The 22,658-nt window shown below is 30.0% G+C and carries 20 protein-coding genes and 1 riboswitch; of the genes, 15 read left to right on the forward strand and 5 right to left on the reverse strand.

The window, feature by feature from the left end; all coding sequences use genetic code 4:
- The first annotated feature begins 61 nt into the window (after positions 1–61).
- From SAPIS_RS00745 to SAPIS_RS00755, 3 genes are read left to right on the forward strand one after another with little or no spacing between them, the layout of a single operon-like run.
- Positions 62–808, forward strand: a complete 747-nt coding sequence (locus SAPIS_RS00745; RefSeq protein ID WP_023788916.1) for a polysaccharide deacetylase family protein — start codon at positions 62–64, stop codon at positions 806–808.
- Entirely contained in the window at positions 802–1,158 is a 357-nt protein-coding gene (locus tag SAPIS_RS00750) for a hypothetical protein (RefSeq protein WP_023788917.1), read from the forward strand. The genes SAPIS_RS00745 and SAPIS_RS00750 overlap by 7 nt, the downstream gene beginning before the upstream one ends.
- Positions 1,146–2,711 carry a formate--tetrahydrofolate ligase gene (locus tag SAPIS_RS00755; RefSeq protein ID WP_023788918.1) on the forward strand — a complete coding sequence of 522 codons (1,566 nt, stop codon included), beginning with the start codon at positions 1,146–1,148 and terminating at the stop codon, positions 2,709–2,711. Before SAPIS_RS00750 ends, SAPIS_RS00755 begins: the two co-directional genes overlap by 13 nt.
- Before the next feature lie 55 nt (positions 2,712–2,766).
- Here SAPIS_RS00755 and SAPIS_RS00760 read toward each other — a convergent pair whose 3' ends face one another.
- The 4 genes from SAPIS_RS00760 to SAPIS_RS00775 form a co-directional block, all read right to left on the reverse strand.
- The gene (locus SAPIS_RS00760; protein WP_023788919.1) at positions 2,767–3,891 is read right to left on the reverse strand and encodes a mannitol dehydrogenase family protein; all 1,125 of its coding nucleotides are present in this window, start codon (positions 3,889–3,891) and stop codon (positions 2,767–2,769) included.
- Entirely contained in the window at positions 3,891–5,756 is a 1,866-nt protein-coding gene (locus tag SAPIS_RS05150) for a PTS sugar transporter subunit IIA (RefSeq protein WP_023788920.1), read from the reverse strand. Before SAPIS_RS05150 ends, SAPIS_RS00760 begins: the two co-directional genes overlap by 1 nt.
- Positions 5,757–5,763: 7 nt before the next feature.
- The gene (locus SAPIS_RS00770) at positions 5,764–7,299 is read right to left on the reverse strand and encodes a PTS mannitol transporter subunit IICB (RefSeq protein WP_023788921.1); all 1,536 of its coding nucleotides are present in this window, start codon (positions 7,297–7,299) and stop codon (positions 5,764–5,766) included.
- A gap of 175 nt (positions 7,300–7,474) precedes the next feature.
- Positions 7,475–8,833 carry an FAD-dependent oxidoreductase gene (locus SAPIS_RS00775; protein WP_023788922.1) on the reverse strand — a complete coding sequence of 453 codons (1,359 nt, stop codon included), beginning with the start codon at positions 8,831–8,833 and terminating at the stop codon, positions 7,475–7,477.
- Between the two features lie 172 nt (positions 8,834–9,005).
- Between SAPIS_RS00775 and SAPIS_RS00780 the strand changes: the two genes are divergently transcribed.
- The 5 genes from SAPIS_RS00780 (at position 9,006) to gpmI (ending at position 13,742) form a co-directional block, all read left to right on the forward strand.
- Positions 9,006–9,731: a hypothetical protein gene (locus SAPIS_RS00780; RefSeq protein WP_023788923.1), complete on the forward strand. Its 726-nt coding sequence runs from the start codon at positions 9,006–9,008 to the stop codon at positions 9,729–9,731.
- A 10-nt stretch (positions 9,732–9,741) separates the two neighbouring features.
- Complete coding sequence (gene nagB, locus SAPIS_RS00785; protein WP_023788924.1) at positions 9,742–10,470, forward strand: glucosamine-6-phosphate deaminase; 729 nt, start codon at positions 9,742–9,744, stop codon at positions 10,468–10,470.
- Positions 10,471–10,590: 120 nt separating this feature from the next.
- On the forward strand, positions 10,591–11,331 hold the full coding sequence (tpiA, locus tag SAPIS_RS00790) for a triose-phosphate isomerase (protein ID WP_023788925.1): 741 nt from the start codon (positions 10,591–10,593) through the stop codon (positions 11,329–11,331).
- Positions 11,332–11,334: 3 nt separating this feature from the next.
- Positions 11,335–12,153: an HAD-IIB family hydrolase gene (locus SAPIS_RS00795; RefSeq protein ID WP_023788926.1), complete on the forward strand. Its 819-nt coding sequence runs from the start codon at positions 11,335–11,337 to the stop codon at positions 12,151–12,153.
- Positions 12,154–12,155: 2 nt separating this feature from the next.
- Positions 12,156–13,742, forward strand: a complete 1,587-nt coding sequence (gpmI, locus tag SAPIS_RS00800; protein WP_023788927.1) for a 2,3-bisphosphoglycerate-independent phosphoglycerate mutase — start codon at positions 12,156–12,158, stop codon at positions 13,740–13,742.
- A 204-nt stretch (positions 13,743–13,946) separates the two neighbouring features.
- On the opposite strand, the gene SAPIS_RS05155 is transcribed toward gpmI, so the two are convergent.
- Positions 13,947–14,933, reverse strand: a complete 987-nt coding sequence (locus tag SAPIS_RS05155; RefSeq protein WP_023788928.1) for an NAD(P)/FAD-dependent oxidoreductase — start codon at positions 14,931–14,933, stop codon at positions 13,947–13,949.
- A gap of 65 nt (positions 14,934–14,998) precedes the next feature.
- On the opposite strand from SAPIS_RS05155, the gene tsaE reads away from it, so the two are divergent.
- The 7 genes from tsaE to trmFO all read left to right on the forward strand — a co-directional run bounded on the left by tsaE (position 14,999) and on the right by trmFO (position 22,478).
- A complete protein-coding gene (tsaE, locus tag SAPIS_RS00810; RefSeq protein WP_023788929.1) occupies positions 14,999–15,403 on the forward strand; it encodes a tRNA (adenosine(37)-N6)-threonylcarbamoyltransferase complex ATPase subunit type 1 TsaE in 405 nt (134 codons plus the stop codon).
- A gap of 11 nt (positions 15,404–15,414) precedes the next feature.
- The gene (gene tsaB / locus SAPIS_RS00815) at positions 15,415–15,981 is read left to right on the forward strand and encodes a tRNA (adenosine(37)-N6)-threonylcarbamoyltransferase complex dimerization subunit type 1 TsaB (protein WP_023788930.1); all 567 of its coding nucleotides are present in this window, start codon (positions 15,415–15,417) and stop codon (positions 15,979–15,981) included.
- Positions 15,982–16,037: 56 nt separating this feature from the next.
- The gene (gene guaA, locus SAPIS_RS00820) at positions 16,038–17,579 is read left to right on the forward strand and encodes a glutamine-hydrolyzing GMP synthase (protein ID WP_023788931.1); all 1,542 of its coding nucleotides are present in this window, start codon (positions 16,038–16,040) and stop codon (positions 17,577–17,579) included.
- A gap of 9 nt (positions 17,580–17,588) precedes the next feature.
- A complete protein-coding gene (guaB, locus tag SAPIS_RS00825) occupies positions 17,589–19,058 on the forward strand; it encodes an IMP dehydrogenase (RefSeq protein WP_023788932.1) in 1,470 nt (489 codons plus the stop codon).
- A gap of 161 nt (positions 19,059–19,219) precedes the next feature.
- Positions 19,220–19,313: riboswitch (SAM riboswitch) on the forward strand.
- A gap of 43 nt (positions 19,314–19,356) precedes the next feature.
- Positions 19,357–20,505: a methionine adenosyltransferase gene (gene metK, locus SAPIS_RS00830; RefSeq protein ID WP_200859584.1), complete on the forward strand. Its 1,149-nt coding sequence runs from the start codon at positions 19,357–19,359 to the stop codon at positions 20,503–20,505.
- Positions 20,506–21,165: a copper homeostasis protein CutC gene (locus tag SAPIS_RS00835; RefSeq protein WP_023788934.1), complete on the forward strand. Its 660-nt coding sequence runs from the start codon at positions 20,506–20,508 to the stop codon at positions 21,163–21,165.
- Entirely contained in the window at positions 21,165–22,478 is a 1,314-nt protein-coding gene (gene trmFO, locus SAPIS_RS00840; protein ID WP_023788935.1) for a methylenetetrahydrofolate--tRNA-(uracil(54)-C(5))-methyltransferase (FADH(2)-oxidizing) TrmFO, read from the forward strand. The genes SAPIS_RS00835 and trmFO overlap by 1 nt, the downstream gene beginning before the upstream one ends.
- The last annotated feature ends 180 nt before the right edge of the window (positions 22,479–22,658 follow it).

A 22,658-nucleotide genomic window follows, 5' to 3' on the forward strand; every position in this document is an offset into this window, starting at 1 on the left:
CAATAATGTTTTAATAGTTTCTTATCTATGTTTTAATTAAAAAGTAATTAAGGAGAATAAAATGAAAATTTTGAAATATTTCGTTTATAGTTTTATGATATTAACGCTTTTATTCTTATTTGGAACATTAGTTTACAATTCGATTAATGACAAAAACTCATACGTAATAAATAGGATAGCAACTAAAGAGAAGGTGGTTATGTTAACTTTCGATGACGGACCAAACAAAGTTAATGATAAAGAGATCATTGATATATTGGAATCTAATGGCGCAACAGGTACTTTCTTTTTTACCGGAAGTAATATAAAAAAATATGCTGATGAAAATAGTGAAAAAGAATTATTTAAGAAAATAAAAGAGTCAGATATGTCCGTAGGTAATCATTCATATTCGCATTCTAAATATCAAAACAATAAACAAAAACTAATAGATGAAATATTAGAAACTGACAATTTAATTAGAGAGAACTTTGAGTTAGACCAAAACTATGAAATTCCAATGAGAATGCCTTATCTTCAATTTTATAATGGTTTGAAAAAAGTTTTAGAAACAACAAAGAGAACTTATTTTACAGGTGGCTACCTAAGTGGAGACTGAGATTATGAAAAACACGGTCATGATAAAATTATTAAAAGATATCTTGACAACCTAAAACCTGGTGAAATATTCATTATGCATTCAACACATTATGCAAAACTATTTTTGAACGATTTGATAAAGGAAATCAAAAACAGAGGATATGAGTTTGCGAATTTCAATCCTAGCAGTCAAAGGTATTACAAAAAGTTTGGAGAACTAGTATGGTAAATTTAAGTATGTTATCAGATTTCATAGATGTGACAGGAATAGCTACAACATTGGTGTCAGCCGTTTTTATAGTTGCAACAGTATACTTTATAATTAAAAGATTTGAAGTGAAGAAAAACAAAAAAGCGTTTAAGTTACTTGTGACGTTTGATTGTTTAGCATTATTTATTTGTGGATATTTTTTTGTTTTGAGTATTATGAACTTTTATTTTCTTACAAACAGTTACAAGTATATAATAATTAATAGAATTATGTGTTTGGTTACCCTTACATTGATATTTGGATATTTTTTAATAGTAGAAATTTATTTTTTAAAAAAAAATAAAAAGAGGTTTAAATGAATAAAATAACTGAAGTTTTAAAAACACTTAACTTGAAAGAAGACGAGTACGAACTCTACGGAAATGACATTGCAAAAGTTAATTTTAAAAATTTCGCTTCCTTGGAAAGAAAAGCAAAATTAGTATTAATGACTTCGATAAATCCAACCCCAGCAGGAGAAGGTAAAACAACAACTGCAATTGGTTTAACTGATGGTCTTAACTACATCGGAAAGAAAGCAATTTTAGCTTTAAGAGAACCAAGCTTAGGTCCTGTCTTTGGTAGAAAAGGTACTGCAACTGGAGGCGGTGAAAGTGAAGTTATACCCATGGATAAAATTAATCTTCATTTTACAGGAGATATTCATGCAATAACAACTGCAAATAATTTAATATCTGCTTCTATTGATTCCGAATTATATTGAGGAAATAAATTGAATATCGACCCAGAAAATATAATTTGAAAAAGATGTTTAGACTTAAATGATAGAGCTTTGAGAAAAGTTGACTTACAAATATCAAAAACCTTATCAAGAAAAGAAGAGTTTACGATTACTGCAGCAAGTAATATGATGACTATTTTGTCTTTATCTAAAAACGAGGAAGATTTGAGATGCAGACTTAACGAAAGTATAGTGGCCTATGATTTAAACGGAGAAGAAGTTTTATTAGAAAAATTGGGAATTACAGGTTCATTAATGGCTCTTTTGAAGGATGCTATAAAACCAAACTTTGTTTTAACAAAACATAACTCACCAACTTTTGTACACTGTGGACCTTTTGCAAATATCGCCACTGGGACAAACTCAGTTATTTCAACAGATCTTGCCTTAAAGTTAGGGGAGTATGCTATAGTGGAATCAGGGTTCGGGAGCGACTTAGGTTTTGAAAAGTTTATGAATGTTGTAAACGAACAAAATAGTTTTATTCCTCATTGTGTAGTTATGGTGGTTACTTTAAGAGCATTGAATTTGCATAAAGATTTCGAAAACAATTTTGAGCATTTAGAAAAACACATCTCACACATAAAGAACTATGATTTAAATTTTTTAGTGGCTATAAACTTTATAGAGGGCGATGATGAAAATCAATTAACATATTTAAAAGAATGGCTGGATGAGAAAAATTATCCGTGAGAAATAAATGAAGCATATGTTAAGGGCCCCAAAGGTGCCGAAAAACTTGCTAAAAAAGTTGTAGAGATTTCCAACACAAACTTTACTTTTAGAAAGTTAATAAACCCAATGGATAAAATAGAAAACAAAATTAGTAAAATAACTGAAAACTTTTATTTCTTGAAAGATTTCTCAATTACAGATGAGGCAAAAAAAGAAATTGAAAAAATAGAGAACTCAAAATATAGAAACTTGCCGCTTTGTATGGTTAAGTCTCACAGTGCAATTGACGGTAATGAAACCAAAGACAAAAACTATTTATTGAAAATCAAAAACGTTAGAATAAATAGTGGAGCCAAATTTATTTTAGTTTTTACAAATGCAATAATGAGCATGCCTGGTTTAAATAAAGAACCAAATTCAAAAAGTATTGACGTTGAAAACGATCGTATAACTGGTTTAAAATAATTAAAAAAATGTAGATTACTCTACATTTTTTTATTTAAGATTAAGCGAAACATAATTAATTTGTTATCAATTGGATTATTGAGTCATCTATATTTTCTACTAATTTTTTTATTATGTAATCTAAAGATTTGTTCTCTTGTAACAAACTTTGAATAATAGTTCCATCCTCATCATTAGTATTGTTATATGAAAAAGCATTTTTAATTGTTTCTTTCAACTTCACAAAGCTTATATCATTTTTTTTAGCTATTAAAAAAGGTTTCATTATTCTTTCATCTAATTGCAATTTTTTAATAGTGTTTCTAGCAACTCTCTCAAAATCATCTTTAATATAATTATTGGTGAATCTCTTGATAATGGTTTCTATAAAATCCTCTAGTTTTTCTTTGTCATAATTAAATTCAACTGAAACTATTTCAGATATTTCCTTTAAATAATCTTGTAAAAAATAAAGAAGAGTGTGGTCCTTAGCGTCGTTTAACGTTATGTTTATGTATTTCTTCTCGAACTTTGTAAGTGTTCATTCCTTTCAAGCTATAGCTGCATGAGCTCCATTTAGCATTCATACTTTTTTACAAATCTCTGCATCAATGTTATTTGTATATGTTATTGTTTCAAATTTATTAGTTTGTTCTGGTCAAGCATCTTCATTCGCTACTCAAGAATAATAAGGTTCAACTTTGATACTCAAGTCATCAGATACTTCATTTGGAACGATCCTGTCCACCATAACATCTACAAATTTTATTAAATCATTATTTATAACGTGATGCTCCTCAATTTGATTTTTGAAGAATGAAGATACTTTTTCACCATTCTCACAACACATTATAATTAATGGTGTGTTTGATTTTTGTTTAGCCTCTATTATACTTATAACTTGACTTATGATATGCTTTAAATTTCCTGAGCCAATTGAGGTTGTTATCACATCAATGGTTTCTAAGCTCAAATTGCTCTCTAGTTCATTAGATAACAATGCTTTATAACCTTTAACGGTATCAACTTTATTGCTTTCATCTAAATATTTTATTTTATACTCTTTGCTGTTTTTAAGTTTGTTTATAAGTTCTTTATTGTTGTCGATGAAATAAAATTCTGTTACAAAACCACTATTTAATAATATCGGAGCAATGAAACCACGACCAATATTACCAGCACCATAATGTAAAATTTTCATTAAAAGTTGAACTCCTTTAGTATTCTATCTTTTGAAGGATTTTTGATTAAATCCTCGACAAAGTCAATATCCATCATCTTTTCAGCAATATTTGATAATATATCTACATGATTGTCAGATTTAGCTGCTATTCCTATAAAAAAGTGCACAGGATTTGAATCATAATCTACTGGTTCATCGTAATGGACAATAACTATTCCATCTTTTATTACTCCATCATCGTTTATTCCATGAGGAATGGCTAAATAGTTACCAATGTACACGGAGAACTTTTTTTCTCTTTCTATCATTGAGTTCACATAGTCCTCTGTAATATAACCTTGTTCTATAAGTAAATTACCACATTGTTTTATGGCATCAATTTTGCTTTTTGCTTTTTGCTTTATTAATATATTTTCTGCTTTTAAAATTTGTGTCTCCATTTTCTCACCTATTAAATTTCTATATATTTTTTCACTTATTATTTTATGTATGTCATTTTTCTTACTTAGAATTAAAATAATTGGCATAGCTAAAATGTTTGGTAATTTGTATTCACTTAAGTCAATTGAAGAAATAACTAAATCGTATTTCATTAGAAGTTTTTTATTAACCGATGAGTAAGGTAAATTCTCAACATCTGCATTTCGGTAAATTGATTTTAAGTGGTTTTTAATCATAACACTCTGACCAAACCCCCCAATACAGATAGTTAAGAGCTTTAGTTTTTCATTATATATGTATGTATCAAACCATACAAGCACATGTATAAATATTTCATATGCAAGAACCTCAAATGATTTTAGATCTCTAAAGTATAAAGCTAAATTTTTTTCAATTTCTTCTCATAGTTCAACAAACTTCATTTTGTATGGTTGTAAACTTCTTGAGTATTCTTTGATAACAAACTCATCCACATTCTGAATATAAATATTTGATGCCAAGTGATTTACAATTCTTTCTTTTATATTGTTATCTAGACATAATTTTTCATTGAATAGCTTGAATAATCCTTTATCCAGATTGTTTACAAATTCGATAACACTATTTTTATTTTTATCTATTGAGATCTTTTTACTTAAAAAGTGATTAATATCATCACTACAATATAACCCACCAATATTATCAATGAACTCGTTATAATAAGCTGAGTCTTTAAGTTTTTCTAATAGTATAGAGTTCTTTGAATGATTTAATCAGTACGTAATTTTGATCGATAGCAAAATGGCATTTAAGTTAGATATATTAATGTGGTTTGATGTGTACTCAATTATTCAATGAAATATCTTATTATAAATATCAATATTATATTTTTTCTTTAGTGTTGTATAAATGTAACTAGAAAAAAGTTTTTCTATTTTGTTTAATTTCAAAATCGAGTAAACTTTTTTAAATAACAAACATTTAGTTGTAAGTTCTACAACAGCTTCAATCTCATTTTCTTCAGTGACATCTGCAATTTTCAATCCTTGTTTGCTAATTGTTAAATTTATTTTTTGTTTATTACAAATATTTCTTAACTCATCAATATCATCTTCAATGATATTTAAAGAAATATCTAGATCGTCTGCTAGTTGTAATTTTGTAGTTTTTTTATCTCTCAGTAAGATTAAGAAAATATATAATAATCATTCTTCTTTCATTAAAAAATTATCATCTAGCTGCAACTTTTGAAGAATGTTTTCCGTATTTCCTTTGAACTCAATGTTGTTATCATTATCTAAAATAATGAAATCTCCTAAGCCCTTTAAAAAAATGTTGATTTCTTCAAAATCTCTATTTAGAGTTTTTTGGCTAATATCGAAATAACTAATCAACATTTCTTTTTCTACGTTTTTATAATTTATTAGTATATTTAAAATTCTAAATTGTCTTTCTTTTTTCATCTGTCATCTATATTTTTTTATTAAAATCTAGGATGATTTTATCATAAAAGTTTTTATCTAAAAAGTTAGTGATACTTTTATGTATAGCGTTTGGCGCTTTTTGTTTAGCGAAGTCTGTTAACTGTTCTTGTGTAATTACAAACATTGCATCACTTGGAAGTTCTTTTACAGGTAGATTAATTACTTCAACTTCTATTTTATTTTCCTTAAGTTTTTTTCTCAAAACAGAAGCACCCATTGCACTTGAACCCATACCTGCTTCACAGGCGAATATGATAGTTTTAACATCTTCGATATTTGGTAAACTGACCCCATGTTCACTGTTGGGTTTTAGATATTTACTTTCTTTACCTTTAAGATCATTAACTTTATCAACTGCTTCTTCATAAGAAAGTTCTTTACTTTTGTATTTACGTCTCATAATAATATGAATTAATGACCCAACTAAAAGGGTAGTTGCACATGCTGCAAATACTCCCAGAAATACTCCAACATAATTCATAGCACCAGAAGCTATAAATATAGAAATAGCTATTATTGAACCTGGTGAAGCGGGCGCGATTAATCCTGCATCAAATATTTGGAATATTGCATCACCAACAAGTCCACCTGCTATTAAAGCTATTAACATTTCAATTTTCATTAGGATGAATGGGAAGTATACTTCATGCACACCACCAAAGAAATGTATTACTGAAGCTCCGGCTGCATTTCCTCTTTGTTTTTTATCAAATATAATTATTGTTAATAAGGCTCCTAGACCTGGTCCTGGATTAGCCTCCAATAAGTACAATATTGATTTTCCGTATTGTCTATATAAGTCTTGTGAAAGCGCTGTGAATACCCCATGGTTAATTGCATTGTTTAGGAAAAATATTTTAGCTGGCTCTACAATCAAAGCACTTAGAAAAATTAATTTGTTATTTATCAATAGTCTTACTAGTTCTCCAAGCGCTCATGTGATTGAATTAAATACATAAGGCATCCCATAAAAGGCTCCTATACCTAACCCGAATGCTAAAAATCCCATTACAAAGTTATTTACAAGCATTTCGAAACCTTGTTTAACTTTTCCATCTAGCAGTTTGTCTATTCCCAGAAGGATACCGGCTGAAGCAGGTCCAACAATCATTGCTGATAGGAATTGTGGTGAAGATGTTGAGTTTTCTGCAAAACCTGGATTATATTCATTCCCAAGCACTACAGCGAAAACAACAAATGCTGCTATAAAACCACCACGATCTTTGTGAACTATTCTACCCGCATTGAATCCAATTAAGACTGGTATCAAATACTTTATTACGTTGCCAACAATATATTCTTCTATTATTGCAACTGGTGTCCATCCTTTTTCTATGAAAAAGGCAGTTAATAATCCTCATGCTATCATCAACCCAATTATTGGCATGATCATCGAGCTGAGTCATCCACCAAACTTTTGTACTCTTCGCATTGCGATTCTTTTGTTAAAGTTATTCTTTAAAAAAAGCGAGAACTTATTATTGGTTTCTTTCTTATTTAAATCTTTTATAATTTCGTCCATTATATCGACTCCTTTCAAGCATATTGTCTATTTTTTTGTCGTACTATAAAAGTGTCATGTTCATTTTTTTTGTCAAAATAAAGGACAAAAAATACTTTTGTTATTTATATAGATTTATAACTAAATCGATACAAAAAAACTCCTTGAAAGGAGTTTTTAAATGACTTGATTGAACTTATTTCTTAAAATAGTTTAAGCCTAGTACTTCTAACCCTGCAAGAGTTACAAAGTTGTAAGGTTTATTGAAGTGAGGTAAGAAGAATATATCAACAAGTGGTAATTCATCAATAGTTAATCCTTTTTGTATTGCTAAAGCAAACATATACATTACCTCAGTGTGATTATTTTGCGATGCAACTTGAGCACCAACGATTTTTCTTGATTTTTTATCTCAAACTATTTTAATTATTACTTCTTTATATGAAGACATGAACTCTGGTCTATCTGAGTCTTTGAAAAGTTTTTCTTCAACATCAAATCCAAGTTTATTAGCTGCGTTTATTGATAGACCAACAGCAGCCATTTTTCATCCAAATACTTCGATACCATTAGCGCCTGTGAAACCTAGACCTGTTAATGAATCACCATTAACTATATTTACTGCTGCCATAATGCCAGTTCTAACAGCTGTTGTAGCTAATGCTATTTGACTATTCTTATTCATAGAAATATTATATACTTGCGCACAATCACCAACAGCATAAATGTCTTTTACAGAAGTTTGCATAAACTCGTTTGTAATAATTGCTCCTTTTGCATCAAGCTCTAGAGTGTTTTTTAATAGATCTGTTTGTGGTTTAACACCAACTGAAAATACAACATAATCAACTTCTATTTCACCTTTATCAGTGATCACTTTATTCACTTTACCATTTGTACCGACAAACTTTACAACCTTTTGATTTAGTGCTAAATTTACACCTTGATTTCTCATTTCACTTTCGATATTTTCAGTAAATTCGCTGTCATAATATACAGGCATAATTCTGTTTTCGATATCCACTAAACTTACTTCTTTACCAGCTGCCACAAAAGCATCCACCAACTCAACACCTATGTATCCAGCACCAATAACTGCAACCTTTTTAATCTTTGGATCATTATTTGCAGCTTTTATTGCTTGCGCATGATGGTAGTTTTTGCAAATTTGTACACCTTCCAAAGTTATCCCTTCTATTGGTGGGAAAACTGGTCAAGTTCCAGTTGCTATTACTAATTTGTCATAATTATCATCAAATTCTTCACCTGTTTTAAGATTTCTAACTCTAACTACTTTTTTATTTGTATCTAGAGAAACTCATTCATGTTCCATCTTAATGTTAATATTTTCTTCTTTTAATATCTCTGGTGATGCGTAAAATAATCCCGCGGGATCTTTGACCTCACCTTTAACTCACAAAGCAATACCACATCCTAAGAAAGATATGTTATCATTTCTGTCATAAGTTGTTATTTCCATATTTTTGTCTAATCTTCGTAATGTTCTTACTGCAGTGGTACCTGCATGATTTGTTCCAATAACGATAGTTTTCATTTATATTCCTCCAATTTACAAGGTTATAATAATACAAATATAGAAGTTTAATGAAAAAAGTTTATTTATGAATTCTTTTTTCATTAAAGAGACTATTTTTAAAAATATTTCCATTAAAAAATTCTTTAAGATTTTTTTTATTGTAAAATAGTTTTATAAGAGGAGTGTAATTATGTTTTTGCGAGCAAACATGGATGTAGATTATTTTTTTAAGCGAGTTAAATGAATAAAGTATTTAGACGAGGATAATATTTCAAGAAAATCAAAATTTTATGTTAAAAGAATTTCAAAAAAAATTAATGATAAAACTACATTTGCTCAATTCAAGTACTGAGTTTTGTGGAGGTGAGTTAATAAGAATTTCGAATTATCTGAGCATTTCGTAAATCAAGTCAAGAGAAATATCAAAAAACTAGATCTTACATTAAGTTCAAAAGAAGAACGATTTTTAGATGACTTAGATGAGCTAATCTTTAACTCATGAAGACCATTAAAATTAGTGCCTGTGAAGTTTGAATTAGAAAAAAAAGAAAAAATCAATCTACTTCAAACTAGTGTTAATGTGCACCACCTCTTTGAAGAAACTTCGGAAAAAAAACTGAAGATGATTGGCAAGTTTGATGTATATTTCTCAAATAAAAAAGTTTATTTGACATCTAATAAACAAGTTTCTGTGTTTGATATTTCATACAAAGATATCGTTGATGTTATACCTAAAAGTTATGGAACTATAATAAAAACTAAGGAGAAAAGCTATTTATTTAGAGGTAAAAATAGATTATTAACATACGTGCTATTACAAAGAATGATTCCAGATTTAGGTCTTAATATTCAAAAAATACAAAATCTATATGAGTATTTTGATTATTGGAATTCATTTCTTGCACGAATAAATTAAAGGAGAACTTATGAAACAATTAATATTAAAAACAACCGAGGAGATCGGTAAAACAGCTGGAGATATTATCATTACAAAAATTACAAAGAAACCAGATGCAATACTTGGGTTAGCTACAGGAAGTTCACCTTTGTCTACATACAAGTATCTAGTTGAAAGAACTAAAAAGAACAATATAGATTGGTCAAATATTACAACTTTTAACCTAGATGAATATAAAGGATTAAGCTCAGATCACGAACAATCATATAGATACTTCATGAATGAGAACTTATTCAAACACGTAAATATAAAAATGGAACAAACACATGTTCCGTCTGGATTAATAAATTCTAATTCAGAAGCAGCAACTTATGACCAAGAAATACAAGAAGCAGGCGGAATAGATTTACAAATTTTAGGATTAGGAATAAATGGGCATATCGGTTTTAATGAACCTGGTACAAGTTTTGATTCAATAACCTCAGTAGTTGATTTGCAAAAATCAACTATAGAAGCTAACTCAAGATTCTTTGAAAATATTGAGGAAGTTCCAACTCAAGCAATATCAATGGGTCTAAAGACTATCATGAAAGCTAAGGAAATTTTGTTAATTGCTACAGGTTCAAGTAAAGCAAATGCAGTAAAACATCTAGTTGAAGGACCTGTTACCACTGAATGACCTTGTTCAATTTTACAACAACATCCCAATGTAACCTTGTTATTGGATGAGGATTCTGCCAGTTTATTAAGTAAGTAATAATTTTCAACATTTTTAATAATTTTAAAATAATGTCTGTGGACATTATTTTTTATAGTTTTTATTATTTTTTATAATCGCAAAATGTTAAAATTTAAATTAGATAGTAGGAGTAAATATATGAGAAAACAAATTATTATAGGTAACTGAAAAATGTTTAAGACTAATTCAGAAGCGGTAAAATTTATACAAAATATAGAATCAAAATTAACAATTAAAGAAAACTTAATAGCAGGGATTGCTGCACCAGCAATAATGCTAGCGGATATTAAAAAAAGCTCAAAAAACTTAGTTATAGCAGCACAAAATTGCTATTTCGAAAAAGAAGGTGCATTTACTGGAGAAATATCAATTCCAATGTTGAAAGATATAAACGTGGACTACGTTGTTATCGGTCACTCAGAAAGAAGAGACATATTTGGAGAAACAGATGAGCTTATTAATTCAAAAGTAAAAGCCTTGTTAGATTCAAATTTGACTCCAATATTATGTTGTGGTGAAAGTCTTGAAACTTACGAAAGTGGTAAAACTATTGAGTGGGTTAAATCACAAATTGAAAAAAACTTGAAAGACGTTACAGCTGAGCAAGCTAAAAAAGTTGTAATTGCTTATGAACCAATTTGAGCAATTGGTACAGGAAAAGTTGCAACACCAGAAATTGCTCAAAACGTATGTAAAGAAATAAGACAAATTATAAAAAATATTTATAATGAAGAGGTTGCGAATGAAGTTCTAATTCAATACGGTGGAAGTGTAAAACCAGAAAATATTAAGGAAATATTAGCCCAAGAAGATATTGACGGTGCACTTGTTGGTGGTGCTTCACTTGTTGAAGACTCTTATCTAGGACTTTTGAAATAGTTTATGGGTAAATTTAAGTTAGTAGCTCTCGATATGGATGGAACAACATATGCAAACCTAGGCAATTACATTGAACCAAATGTTGATGTTATAAATAATGTTATTAGAAAAGGTGTTAAAGTAGTTTTTGTAACTGGTAGACCTGTATTAGCAAAAGTAAACAAATTTGAAATTTACGATTTTGATAAACAAGAAGCGCTTGTTGCTGGGTTTAATGGTGCTTTGATATACGATTTAAAAAATGACAAGGTAATTGATGCAAACCCAATACCTAAGGATATTGTAAAAAAAGCTTTTGATTTAATATCAAGCGGAAAGTTTGCTGATCAAGAAATATGAGCTTATTCAACAGATATGTCTAAGTGTTTTGTTTCTAAACCAATAGAGCTGTCAAAAGGATTGTTTTTTGAAACAAACTTTTTTGAAGGAAATCTCATGGTTTTTAACGAAGATATAGCTACTAATTGCTACAAATTACTTATATTCAATGTTGTACCTAGCTTTGTCGAGGAACTAAGAAACCTTGGTTTAGAAGTAGCTTGACATCCAGAATCACTTGGTGGTGAAGTTACTCTTAAGGGTATTAATAAAAAATATGCGGTGGAGTTTTTAAAAAATTACTATGCGATTGAGATTGACGAAATTTTAGCAATGGGTGACGGTGCTAATGACATACCAATGCTTGAGTACGCGGGTCTATCTATAGCTCCAGCCAATGCTAACGATGAAGTAAAAAAACATGCTAAGGTTGTTTCTAAATTTACACATTTAGAAGGTTCAGTAGCAAAAGAATTAAAAAATTATGTTTTAGGAGACAATTAATTATGAAAACAAAAAATCCTGTTATTCTTGCAATCCTAGATGGATGAGGATTAGCCGAACAAAATAAAGGTAATGCTGTTTACGAAGCAAATATGGAATTCGTAGAATCTTTAAAAAAAGAATATCCTTGAGTATCAGCTCACGCAAGTGGCGAATGAGTGGGTCTACCAGAAGGTCAAATGGGAAACTCTGAAGTTGGACACATACACTTAGGTGCAGGGAGAATTAAATATGAATCACTTTCTCTTATCAATAAGGCTATAAAAAATAATGAGTTTGAAAATAATGAGGAAATTGTAAAAGCAATAGAAAACTGTAAAAAATATAATAGCGCATTACATATTATGGGTTTATTCTCTGATGGTGGTGTTCACTCTCATATGTTACATATGTTTGCAACATTTGAAGCTGCTGCTAAGGCTGGACTTAAAGAAATATACGTTCATTTATTCACAGATGGTAGAGATACCAAACCCACAGTAGCAATTAATTATCTTAAAGATTTATTTACTTTATTTGATAAATATAAAGTTGGACAGGTCGGTTCAATATCAGGAAGATTTTATTCTATGGATAGGGATAAAAGAATGGAAAGAACCGCCGAAGCATATAGTGCTATGGTAAATAGAACTTCAAAAAATAGTTTCACAAACCCGGTAAAATATATCGAAGAACAATATTCACTTGGGAAAGATGATGAAGCAATTCTACCAGCTTATAATACTGACGCACCAAACGGTTTTATAAAAGAAAATGACTCTGTTATTTTCACAAACTTTAGACCAGATAGAGCTATTCAATTAGCAAGTGCATTTACAAATAAAAATTATGATTCTTGAAAAGATGAGAACTTTTCTAATCTTGCATTTTTAGGTGATAAAATCCATTTCGTATGTATGATGGAATATTCTGCATCAGTATTGAGCAATAATATTGCTTTTAAATCAATCGAAGTTATTAATGGCCTTGGTGAATGACTAAGTAAAAAAGGTTATCGCCAATTAAGAATAGCAGAGACTGAAAAAATCGCACACGTTACATTCTTTTTTGACGGTGGAAAAGACTACTTTAAAAATGGATTAGCTAACCAAGATGAAATCACGCTTCAAGGAGCATCAATAGATTTAATACCATCTCCAAAAGTAGCAACTTATGACCTTAAACCAGAAATGTCGGCTGTAGAAATCACTGATAAATTAATTGAAGAAATTAACAAAGATGAGTTCGATTTGATCGTTCTTAACTATGCAAACTGTGATATGGTAGGACACACTGGCGATTTAGAAGCAGCTATTAAGGGTGTTAAAACCTTGGATGAACAATTGAAAAGAGTTTATGAGGCTGCAAAATCACACAATTCCACTATGATAATAACAGCTGATCACGGAAATGCTGAGGTTATGATTGATGCAGAAGGTGGTCCTAATAAGAAACATACAAGCCAACCGGTACCAATCATCATTACTAATAAATCTTATAAATTGAGACAACAAGATCCTGCAATTGCTGATGTTGCTCCAACAATATTGGAAATTTTAGGAGAAGAAGTTCCAAAAGAAATGACTCAAAAAAGTCTTATTGTTAAATAAAAAAAACGCCATTTAAAGTGCGTTTTTTCTTTTTTGTAAAGAAACAGTAATCACCTATTTCACAAGATAAAGCCTGTTTAAAATTTCTTTGTTAGTTGTATCATTTCTCTTAAAACATTATTTACTCTCGTAAACAATTTCATAAAAAGGAATATGTATTTTAGTCTCTCAATTTAACATGTAATCATGAAATTTCAAAATAACCTATCAACCGTTATTAAGAATTTTTCTTTGATGTACCGTCTTTTCAATATTAAAAACAGAGTGCATTGCTTCATAAAAACCACTTAAAAGGTTTCTAATCTTTGTTTCATATCAACAACAATCCCCAGCAGCATAAATTCCCTTAACTGAGGTTTCCATATTATAATTTACTAAAAATTTATTTACTCTATTTATCTCGATTTCTAAATTTTTATGTATGTCTTTTTGAATAGATTGACCGAATTGAACTATTATATAGTCAAAATCTAAATGTAATGAATTTTGATCATCAACTCTTTTAACTTCTATTGATAATGCTTTGTTATTTTCTTCTTTTGTTATATTCACAAATTCATAAGACTTCAATATTTTAACGCCTGATGAGATTGCCTTTTCTAAATTACCTGGCTTCGCTCTAAATTCATCTCTTCTATGTATTATTGTAACTGAAGAAGCTATTTCTACAAGTTCGTTAGCTCAGTCCACAGCTGAGTCTCCACCACCAAAAACAATAATATTTTTATCTTTTAATAGTCTTAAGTCGTTAACATTATAAAAGATATTTTCATATTCTTTTTCACATAACGGGATTGGTTTGAATGTACCAATACCATCAGATATTAATATTCTTTTATATACTTCTTTAGACTTATCGTCAAATTCCACTTCAAACCAGTTTTCGTAAAGTTGAATTTCTTCTAAAGGTTGTATTGCTTTGATTTGCTTAACACTTTTATTAAATAATAGATCGATTTTAGAGATGTCTTTATTTACTGCATCGAACATACTATGCATAGCATCTTTTCCAATTATCTTAGGAATTGCTGGGAAATTATAGATGTATTTTTCAGGATACATTGACATTACTTGCCCACCATAAGTAGATTTGGCTTCTACGATAGTACCGGTTAGACCTAAGTCTACTGCCATTTTCCAAGCATAAAGGCCCGTTGGTCCACAACCAATTATTAAAATATCTTTAACCATAATATTGCCACTCCTACAAAAAAAATTATATCATATATATGAGATAGGAAGTTGAGATTAGATATATGAAGGTTAGCTCACTATCAGAATTACAAAAGGTTTTTGATGCATTAGACTTAAGAGAACCAAAAAACACTTGCATATTATTGAATGGACCAATGGGTGCAGGTAAAACAACATTTACGAAATTACTTTTAAAAGAAATGGGTGTTACTGATGTAGTAACCTCACCAACTTATGTGATAATGAATCAATTTATAGGTCGTAATAATTTACACATAAATCATGTTGATGCTTATAGAATGAGCAAAGGTGAGGAAATAGATATGTACACCGACTATTTTTATGACTCACTAAATGTTATTGAGTGAAGTGAAAATATGAATTATGACTTCAAAAAAAACTTCAAGATTATAATAATAAACATTAGTATCATTGATGAGACAACAAGAGAATTCATCATAGAATAAGAGAGATTTAAATGAATTTATTTATGGATACAAGTAACAATACTTTGATACTTATTTTAGAACAAGAAAATAAGATTGTCGATTCCTTATATCTACAAAACCAAAATAAAATAAGTGATATAGCTTTAGAGGAGTTACAAAAAATTTTACAAAAAAATGGACTAAACCTTAAAGATATAACCAATATATATTTAACTAAAGGTCCTGGTAGTTACACTGGAGTTAGGGTTGCAGTTACAATTGCAAAAACTTTAAAAACAATAAACAACTCTTTTAAGGTATATCTGATATCATCACTTTTTTTTCAAGCTGGTTTGGATTCAGTGGTTAGCATTTTAGATGCTAAAGGAGGAAAAGTTTATATCGGAATTTATGATAATGGAATTTGCATAATCCAAGACCAATTAATACCTTTAGAGATTCTAGAAGATTTTATAGAGAATTTTCAAAAGTTTGTTATTAAAAAAGATTATCTAGATTTGGATTATGTATCTAGTTATTTAAAACTAAAGCATTTGTTTGAGGAAGCTACTGATGTGGAACAGATAGAACCTTTATATATTAAATCTTTTATTTAACTTGTTTTTTCGTATAATGTTGAGTGCTATAATAATTAAATACAAGGAGAGATAAAATGAGCAAAACACAAATATTAATTCTAGATTACGGAAGCCAATATACGCAGTTATTAGCAAGGAGAGTTCGAGAATTAAATGTTTTTACAGAAGTTGTTGATTTTGATATCACCGCTGAACAATTGAAACAATATAGCAATCTTAAAGGTATTATTCTTTCAGGTGGTCCTTCAAGCGTTTATGCTCAGGATGCTTATACAATAGATAAAAATATTTTTGGTCTCAATTTACCGATTTTAGGAGTTTGTTATGGTATGCAACTAATAACAGAACTTTTTGAAGGTAAAGTCGAGTTAGCTGACTCACAGGAGTTTGGAAAAGCAGATTTAATTATTGACCAAACAGAAAACCCATTATTTAAAGACATAGATAAACAAACACAAGTGTGGATGAGTCACGCCGACCACTTAACAGTAATGCCAAAGGATTTCATACAATTAGCTCATACAAACTCAAGTGTAGCAGCAATAGGGAACCTAAAAAATAAGATTTTTGGAATTCAGTTTCATGCTGAGGTAACACATTCAACACAAGGTACACAGATAATCAAAAACTTCTTATATGATATTTGCAACTGTAACAAAGATTGGTCGATGAGCAGATACATAGACCAACAAGTTGATGAAATTAAAAAAATAGTAAAAGATGATCGTGTAATTTTAGGGCTTAGTGGTGGAGTGGATTCAAGTGTAGCTGCTGCTTTAATTTCAAAAGCGATTGGTAAACAGTTAACTTGTATCTTTGTTGATACTGGTTTATTAAGAAAAGACGAAGCCAAAAAAGTTATGGATACTTATACCAGTCAATTTGACATGGAAATAAAACTAGTGGATGCAAGTGAGAAGTTTTATGATGCTTTAAGAGGAATAAGTGACCCTGAAGAGAAACGAAAAATAATAGGACACACATTCGTTGAGGTATTTAATGAGGAAGCGAGTTTATTTAAAAACGCAAAATATTTAGCGCAAGGTACAATCTACCCTGATGTTATAGAATCTTCATTAAAATCTCATAGTTCTAAAACCATTAAATCACATCATAATGTTGGAGGACTTCCAGATGATCTCAAGTTTACCTTATTAGAACCGCTTAGAACTTTATTTAAAGATGAAGTTAGAAAGGTTGGAATAGAACTTGGTTTAGATCCTTTGATTGTCAACCGTCACCCATTCCCAGGACCTGGTCTTGGAGTTAGAATTATTGGCGAGGTTTCTAAGGAAAAAGCGAATATATTAAGAGAAGTTGATGATATATTTATACAAAATCTTATCGATGCTGGACTTTATAATAAAGTTAGTCAAGCATTTGCAACAATCCTTCCGGTTAAAACTGTTGGGGTTATGGGAGATAATAGAACATATGATTGAGTCGTAGCGTTAAGAAGCGTTAACACTGTAGATTTTATGACAGCTACATCAACCCACCTACCTTGAGAGTTTTTAGATAAGGTTGTTAATGAAATTATCAATAAAGTCGATGGTGTTAATAGGGTGGTTTACGATATAACTTCTAAGCCCCCAGGAACTATTGAATGGGAATAAGGAGATAAAATGGCAAATAACGATCTAAATGGAAAAATAATAGGAGATGCAGTTACCTTCGATGATGTACTCATAGTTCCTAATTACTCTGAAAGTTTACCTTCAGAAGTTAATTTAAAAACCAAGTTAACAAAAAATATTGAGTTGAACATACCTCTACTAAGTGCCGCTATGGATACAGTTACTGAGTCTGCAATGGCGATAGAGTTGGCTAGAGCGGGTGGCATAGGTATTATTCACAAAAACTTATCAATCGACGCACAAGCACTTGAAGTGCAAAAAGTTAAAAGAAATGAATCTGGTTTTATAACTGATCCAATTACTGTTTCAAAAGATACCAAAGTAAAAGAAGCTAATGAAATAATGGCCACATATAAAATATCAGGTCTACCAGTTGTTGATGATGAAAATAATTTAATAGGGATTGTAACTAATAGAGATTTAAAATATTTTGAAGACTTTGACTCTAGTGTTGATGTTGTAATGACCAAAAACAATATAATTACCGGGACAAGGAGTACTACTTTAGAGCAAGCTAAACATATTATGTTAAAACATAAAATTGAAAAACTTCCAATAGTAGATGATAACAATAAATTAGCAGGGTTAATCACTACCAAAGATATTGACAAAGCAATAGATAATCCTAGTGCTTGTAAAGATAAACAAGGTAGATTGAGAGTTGGTGCTGCAGTTGGTGTCAGTGAAGATGTTATGGAACGTGTAAAGGCTTTGGTTAAAGCTGAAACTGATGTATTGGTTGTTGATTCTGCTCATGGACACAGCAAAGGCATTTTAGAAGTTGTTAAAAAAATAAAAGAGATATATCCAAAGATAGATGTTATTGCAGGTAATATTTGTACCGCAGATGCAGCAAAGGCTTTATTTGAAGCGGGCGCAGATTGTGTAAAGGTTGGGGTAGGACCTGGTAGCATATGTACAACTAGGGTAGTTGCTGGAATTGGAGTACCTCAAATCACCGCTATTAACGATGTTTACCAATGAGCACACAAAAATAACTTACCTATAATCGCTGATGGAGGTATTAAATATTCTGGAGATATCACTAAAGCAATAGCGGCTGGTGCAAATGCTGTAATGTTAGGAAGTGTTTTTGCCGGTACTGTAGAATCTCCTGGTGAAGAAATAATAGTTAATGGAAAAAAATATAAAACTTATGTTGGCATGGGTTCAATGATAGCAATGAAACGTGGAAGTAGTGACCGCTACTTTCAAAAAGGTTCAAAAAAATTAGTTCCAGAAGGAATAGAAGCACGTGTTCCCTTTAAAGGTAAAACAAAAGACGTTATATTCCAACTTATGGGTGGTTTAAAAAGTGGTATGGGATACACAGGTAGCCCAAATATAGAACATCTAAGAGATGAAACAAAGTTTGTTAGAATATCAAATGCTAGTTTGAAAGAATCTCATCCTCACGATGTTGAGTTGACAAAAGAAGCACCAAACTACAATAACTAAATATAGAAATAGTTTAACTCCTAATTTAAGCTCGGATTGATTTGTCTGAGTTTTTCTTTTTTTATGTTTCATAATACTTACATATTTTTTAAGAAATTTTCGTACTATCTTTGAAGAAAAAATTTTATATCAACTCAAAATTTGATATTATTATTCTATAAGTCTTATTAAGAACTACTGAGAGAAAAAACTCGACGAAGTAGTAGCAACCTTTTAAGTTAGGTGCTTAAATTCAGGGGAAACCAACGATGAGAAGAAGATAACTTTAAATGTGTCCCTTCTTAGTGGGACTTTTTTAATGAGGAGAGATTATATGAAAAAATATTTTACAAGTGAATCTGTATCTGAAGGTCACCCAGATAAGTTATGTGATCAAATATCGGATGCAATCCTAGATGCTTGTTTAGAACAAGACAAAGAATCTAGAGTTGCATGTGAAACTCTAGCAACTGCGAACTTTATTATTGTTACTGGAGAGATTACAACTAAAGCAGTTGTAAATTACGAAGAAGAGGTTCGAAAGATATTAAGACGTATTAATTATAAAAGTGCAACAACTGGAATTGATGCAGAAAAATGTGAAGTTGTTATAAAGCTAAAGGAGCAATCGCCAGATATAGCTCAAGGAGTGGATGGTGATGAACAAGGTGCTGGCGATCAAGGAATTATGTTTGGTTATGCAATTAAGGAAACCGAAACTTTTATGCCTTACTCAATTCAACTAGCTCATGATTTAGTTCACATGGCTTCAAAGTTAAGAAAAGCGGGCATATTCAAATATGCACAGCCAGATATGAAATCACAAGTTACTATGGACTATACAAACCCAAATAATCCATCTATTTCAACTATTTTAATGTCAGTTCAACATGATGAAGATTATAACAAAGAGGAGTTTGAAACATTCATTAAAGAAAACATTATGAATGTGATAGCTAAGCGACATGGATTGAATACAGATTTTACAGTTTTGATAAATCCAACTGGTAAATTTGTTATTGGTGGACCTTTGGGAGATGTTGGTTTGACAGGTAGAAAAATTATTGTCGACACATACGGAGGTTTTGCTAGACACGGTGGTGGGGCTTTCTCTGGAAAGGATCCTTCAAAAGTAGATAGAAGTGCAGCTTACATGTGTAGGTACGCAGCTAAAAACTTAGTTGCTGCTGGGTTAGCTAATCAAGTTGAAATACAAGTTAGTTATGCAATTGGTAAACCAAACCCGATTTCAATCCACATAGAAGCTTTCGGAACTAATAATGTTTCAATGCCAGTGTTGTATAAAGCTTTGTTGGAAAATTTTGACTTTAAAGTAAAACACATAATAGACCACTTAGATTTAAAAAAACCTATTTATTTTAGAACATCTAAGTATGGGCATTTTGGGAAAAAAGAATTCTCTTGAGAAAAACTGGATAAAGTTAGAGAGCTTGAGGCATATTTATAAATGTTTCTAGAAGTTATTGCTCAAAACTTAGAAGATGTTATTTTAATCAATAAAACTAAAGCAAGTAGAATTGAACTTTGTGCAAATTTAGAACAAGATGGGTTCACTCCTTCGTACGAAATAATTAAAGAGGTTTGTGATTATTCTAAACTACCTGTTAATGTAATTGTGAGACATAAAAATAATAACTTTGTTTCTGAAAAAGAAGAAGTGTCCTTGATACTAAAAGATATTGAATATATTAAAAGTACTAAAGCTAACGGTATAGTAATCGGGTTGCTTAATGAAAACCTTTCTGTAGATGTAGAATTTCTCAAGAAGGTGATAGAAATAAAAGAACATTTGACAATAACTTTTCATAAAGCCTTCGATCATGTGAAAGACTTTTTAAAAGAATATAAAATTCTAAATGACCTAGGCATAGATTTCGTTTTGACTTCTGGTGGTCCAACACTAAATATAAACATCATAAAAGAAATGAAAAAATTGAATTTAAAAACTAAAATTTTAATTGGTGGAGGTGTAACTTTGAATAATGTTAAAGATTTAAAAAAAATCTCGAAATATATCCATATAGGTACTGCGGCAAGAGTAAACAATAGTTTTAATAATGATATTAGTATAGAAAATATTAACTCTATAACAGGTGTTGTTCAATAATGGGAGTCATTATTGTAGGAGCTGGACTTGCGGGGTGTGAAGCAGCATTACAACTAGCTAATAGAGGAATTAAAGTTAAACTTTATGAAAAGAAAAAAACAAAGAAAAATGAAATACAAAAAAGTGATTTTTTTGCAGAGTTAGTTTGTTCAAATACATTTAGAAGTATGTCAACTCAAAACGCGGTTGGGATTTTAAAAAAAGAGTTAGAATTATTTAACTCCTTTATTTTAGATTGTGCATACAAAACTGCAATACCTTCTGACGATGCTTTGGCAGTTGATAGAGAAGCATTCTCTTTATTAGTTGAAAAACTAATCAGAGAAAATGAAAATATTGATATCATAGAAGAAGAGTTTAAAGAGTTTGATGAAAAAATCATTACTCTAGTAACTTGCGGTCCTTTGATAACTCCTGAGTTTCAAAATAAGATAAATGAGTTAATTGGTAATCAAAAACTATTCTACTTAGATGCTTCTTCACCAATCATAGAAAAAAACTCTATCGATTTTTCAAAAGTTTATTACAAATCAAGACATGGTGATGATAAAAGTTATATTTGTATACCATTAGATGAGAAAGAGTTTGAAGCATTCCATTCAAAGTTAGTTGATGCAGATGTAGTAAAACTAAAAGACTTTGAAAAAGAGATCTATTTTACTGGTTGTCAACCAATTGAACAATTAGCAAAAGTATCAAAAAAAAATTTATTGAATGGTCCGATGTCGCCAAATAATTTAGAAAATAATAAAGGTGTTAAACCATACGCAGTAGTTCAATTAAGAAAAGATGATGCAATGGATAATCTTTATAATATGGTTGGATTTCAAACTAACATAACATGATCAGAACAACAAAGAATATTCTCATCTTTACCGGGATTAGAAAATGCTTCTTTCAAAAGATTCGGAGTCATGCATAAAAATAATTATATTAATTCACCAAAAATTTTAAATAAAAAACTACAAGTTATGAGAAGAAAAAATATATTCTTTGCAGGTCAAATAACAGGTGTTGAAGGTTATATAGAATCCTTTTCATCTGCAATTGTAGCATCGTTGGGCATTATTAGTACGATTAAAAAAACTAAGTTTTTAGAAATACCGAGCGAAACTATTTTAGGTTCATTAATAAATTATATTACTAACCCAAAGATAAAAAAGTTAAAACCAATGAAAGCAAATTTAGGAATAATAAAACAAGATTTCGGTATCTTCCCTACTAAAGAAGAAAAAATTAACTTTATTTATGACAGAAGTATAAAAGTCTTAAAACAATATTTAAAACAAGTTGAAGTAAATTTAAAAGTATAAGGTTATTTCTTTTGTTCTTAGCGAAACTTACATAAAATTCGAACACTATTTAATTTATATATAAACTATATTGTAAGTCGAAGAGATAAAATATTTGATTATTATCTAAACTATAAAATGTGCAATAAGAGTTTTGTAAACTTTTCACCCGATTATCTTAAGTCTCAATTTTGCAAAAAA

Origin of the sequence: Spiroplasma apis B31 (assembly GCF_000500935.1) — a bacterium.
GTDB lineage: Bacteria > Bacillota_I > Bacilli_A > Mycoplasmatales > Mycoplasmataceae > Spiroplasma_A > Spiroplasma_A apis.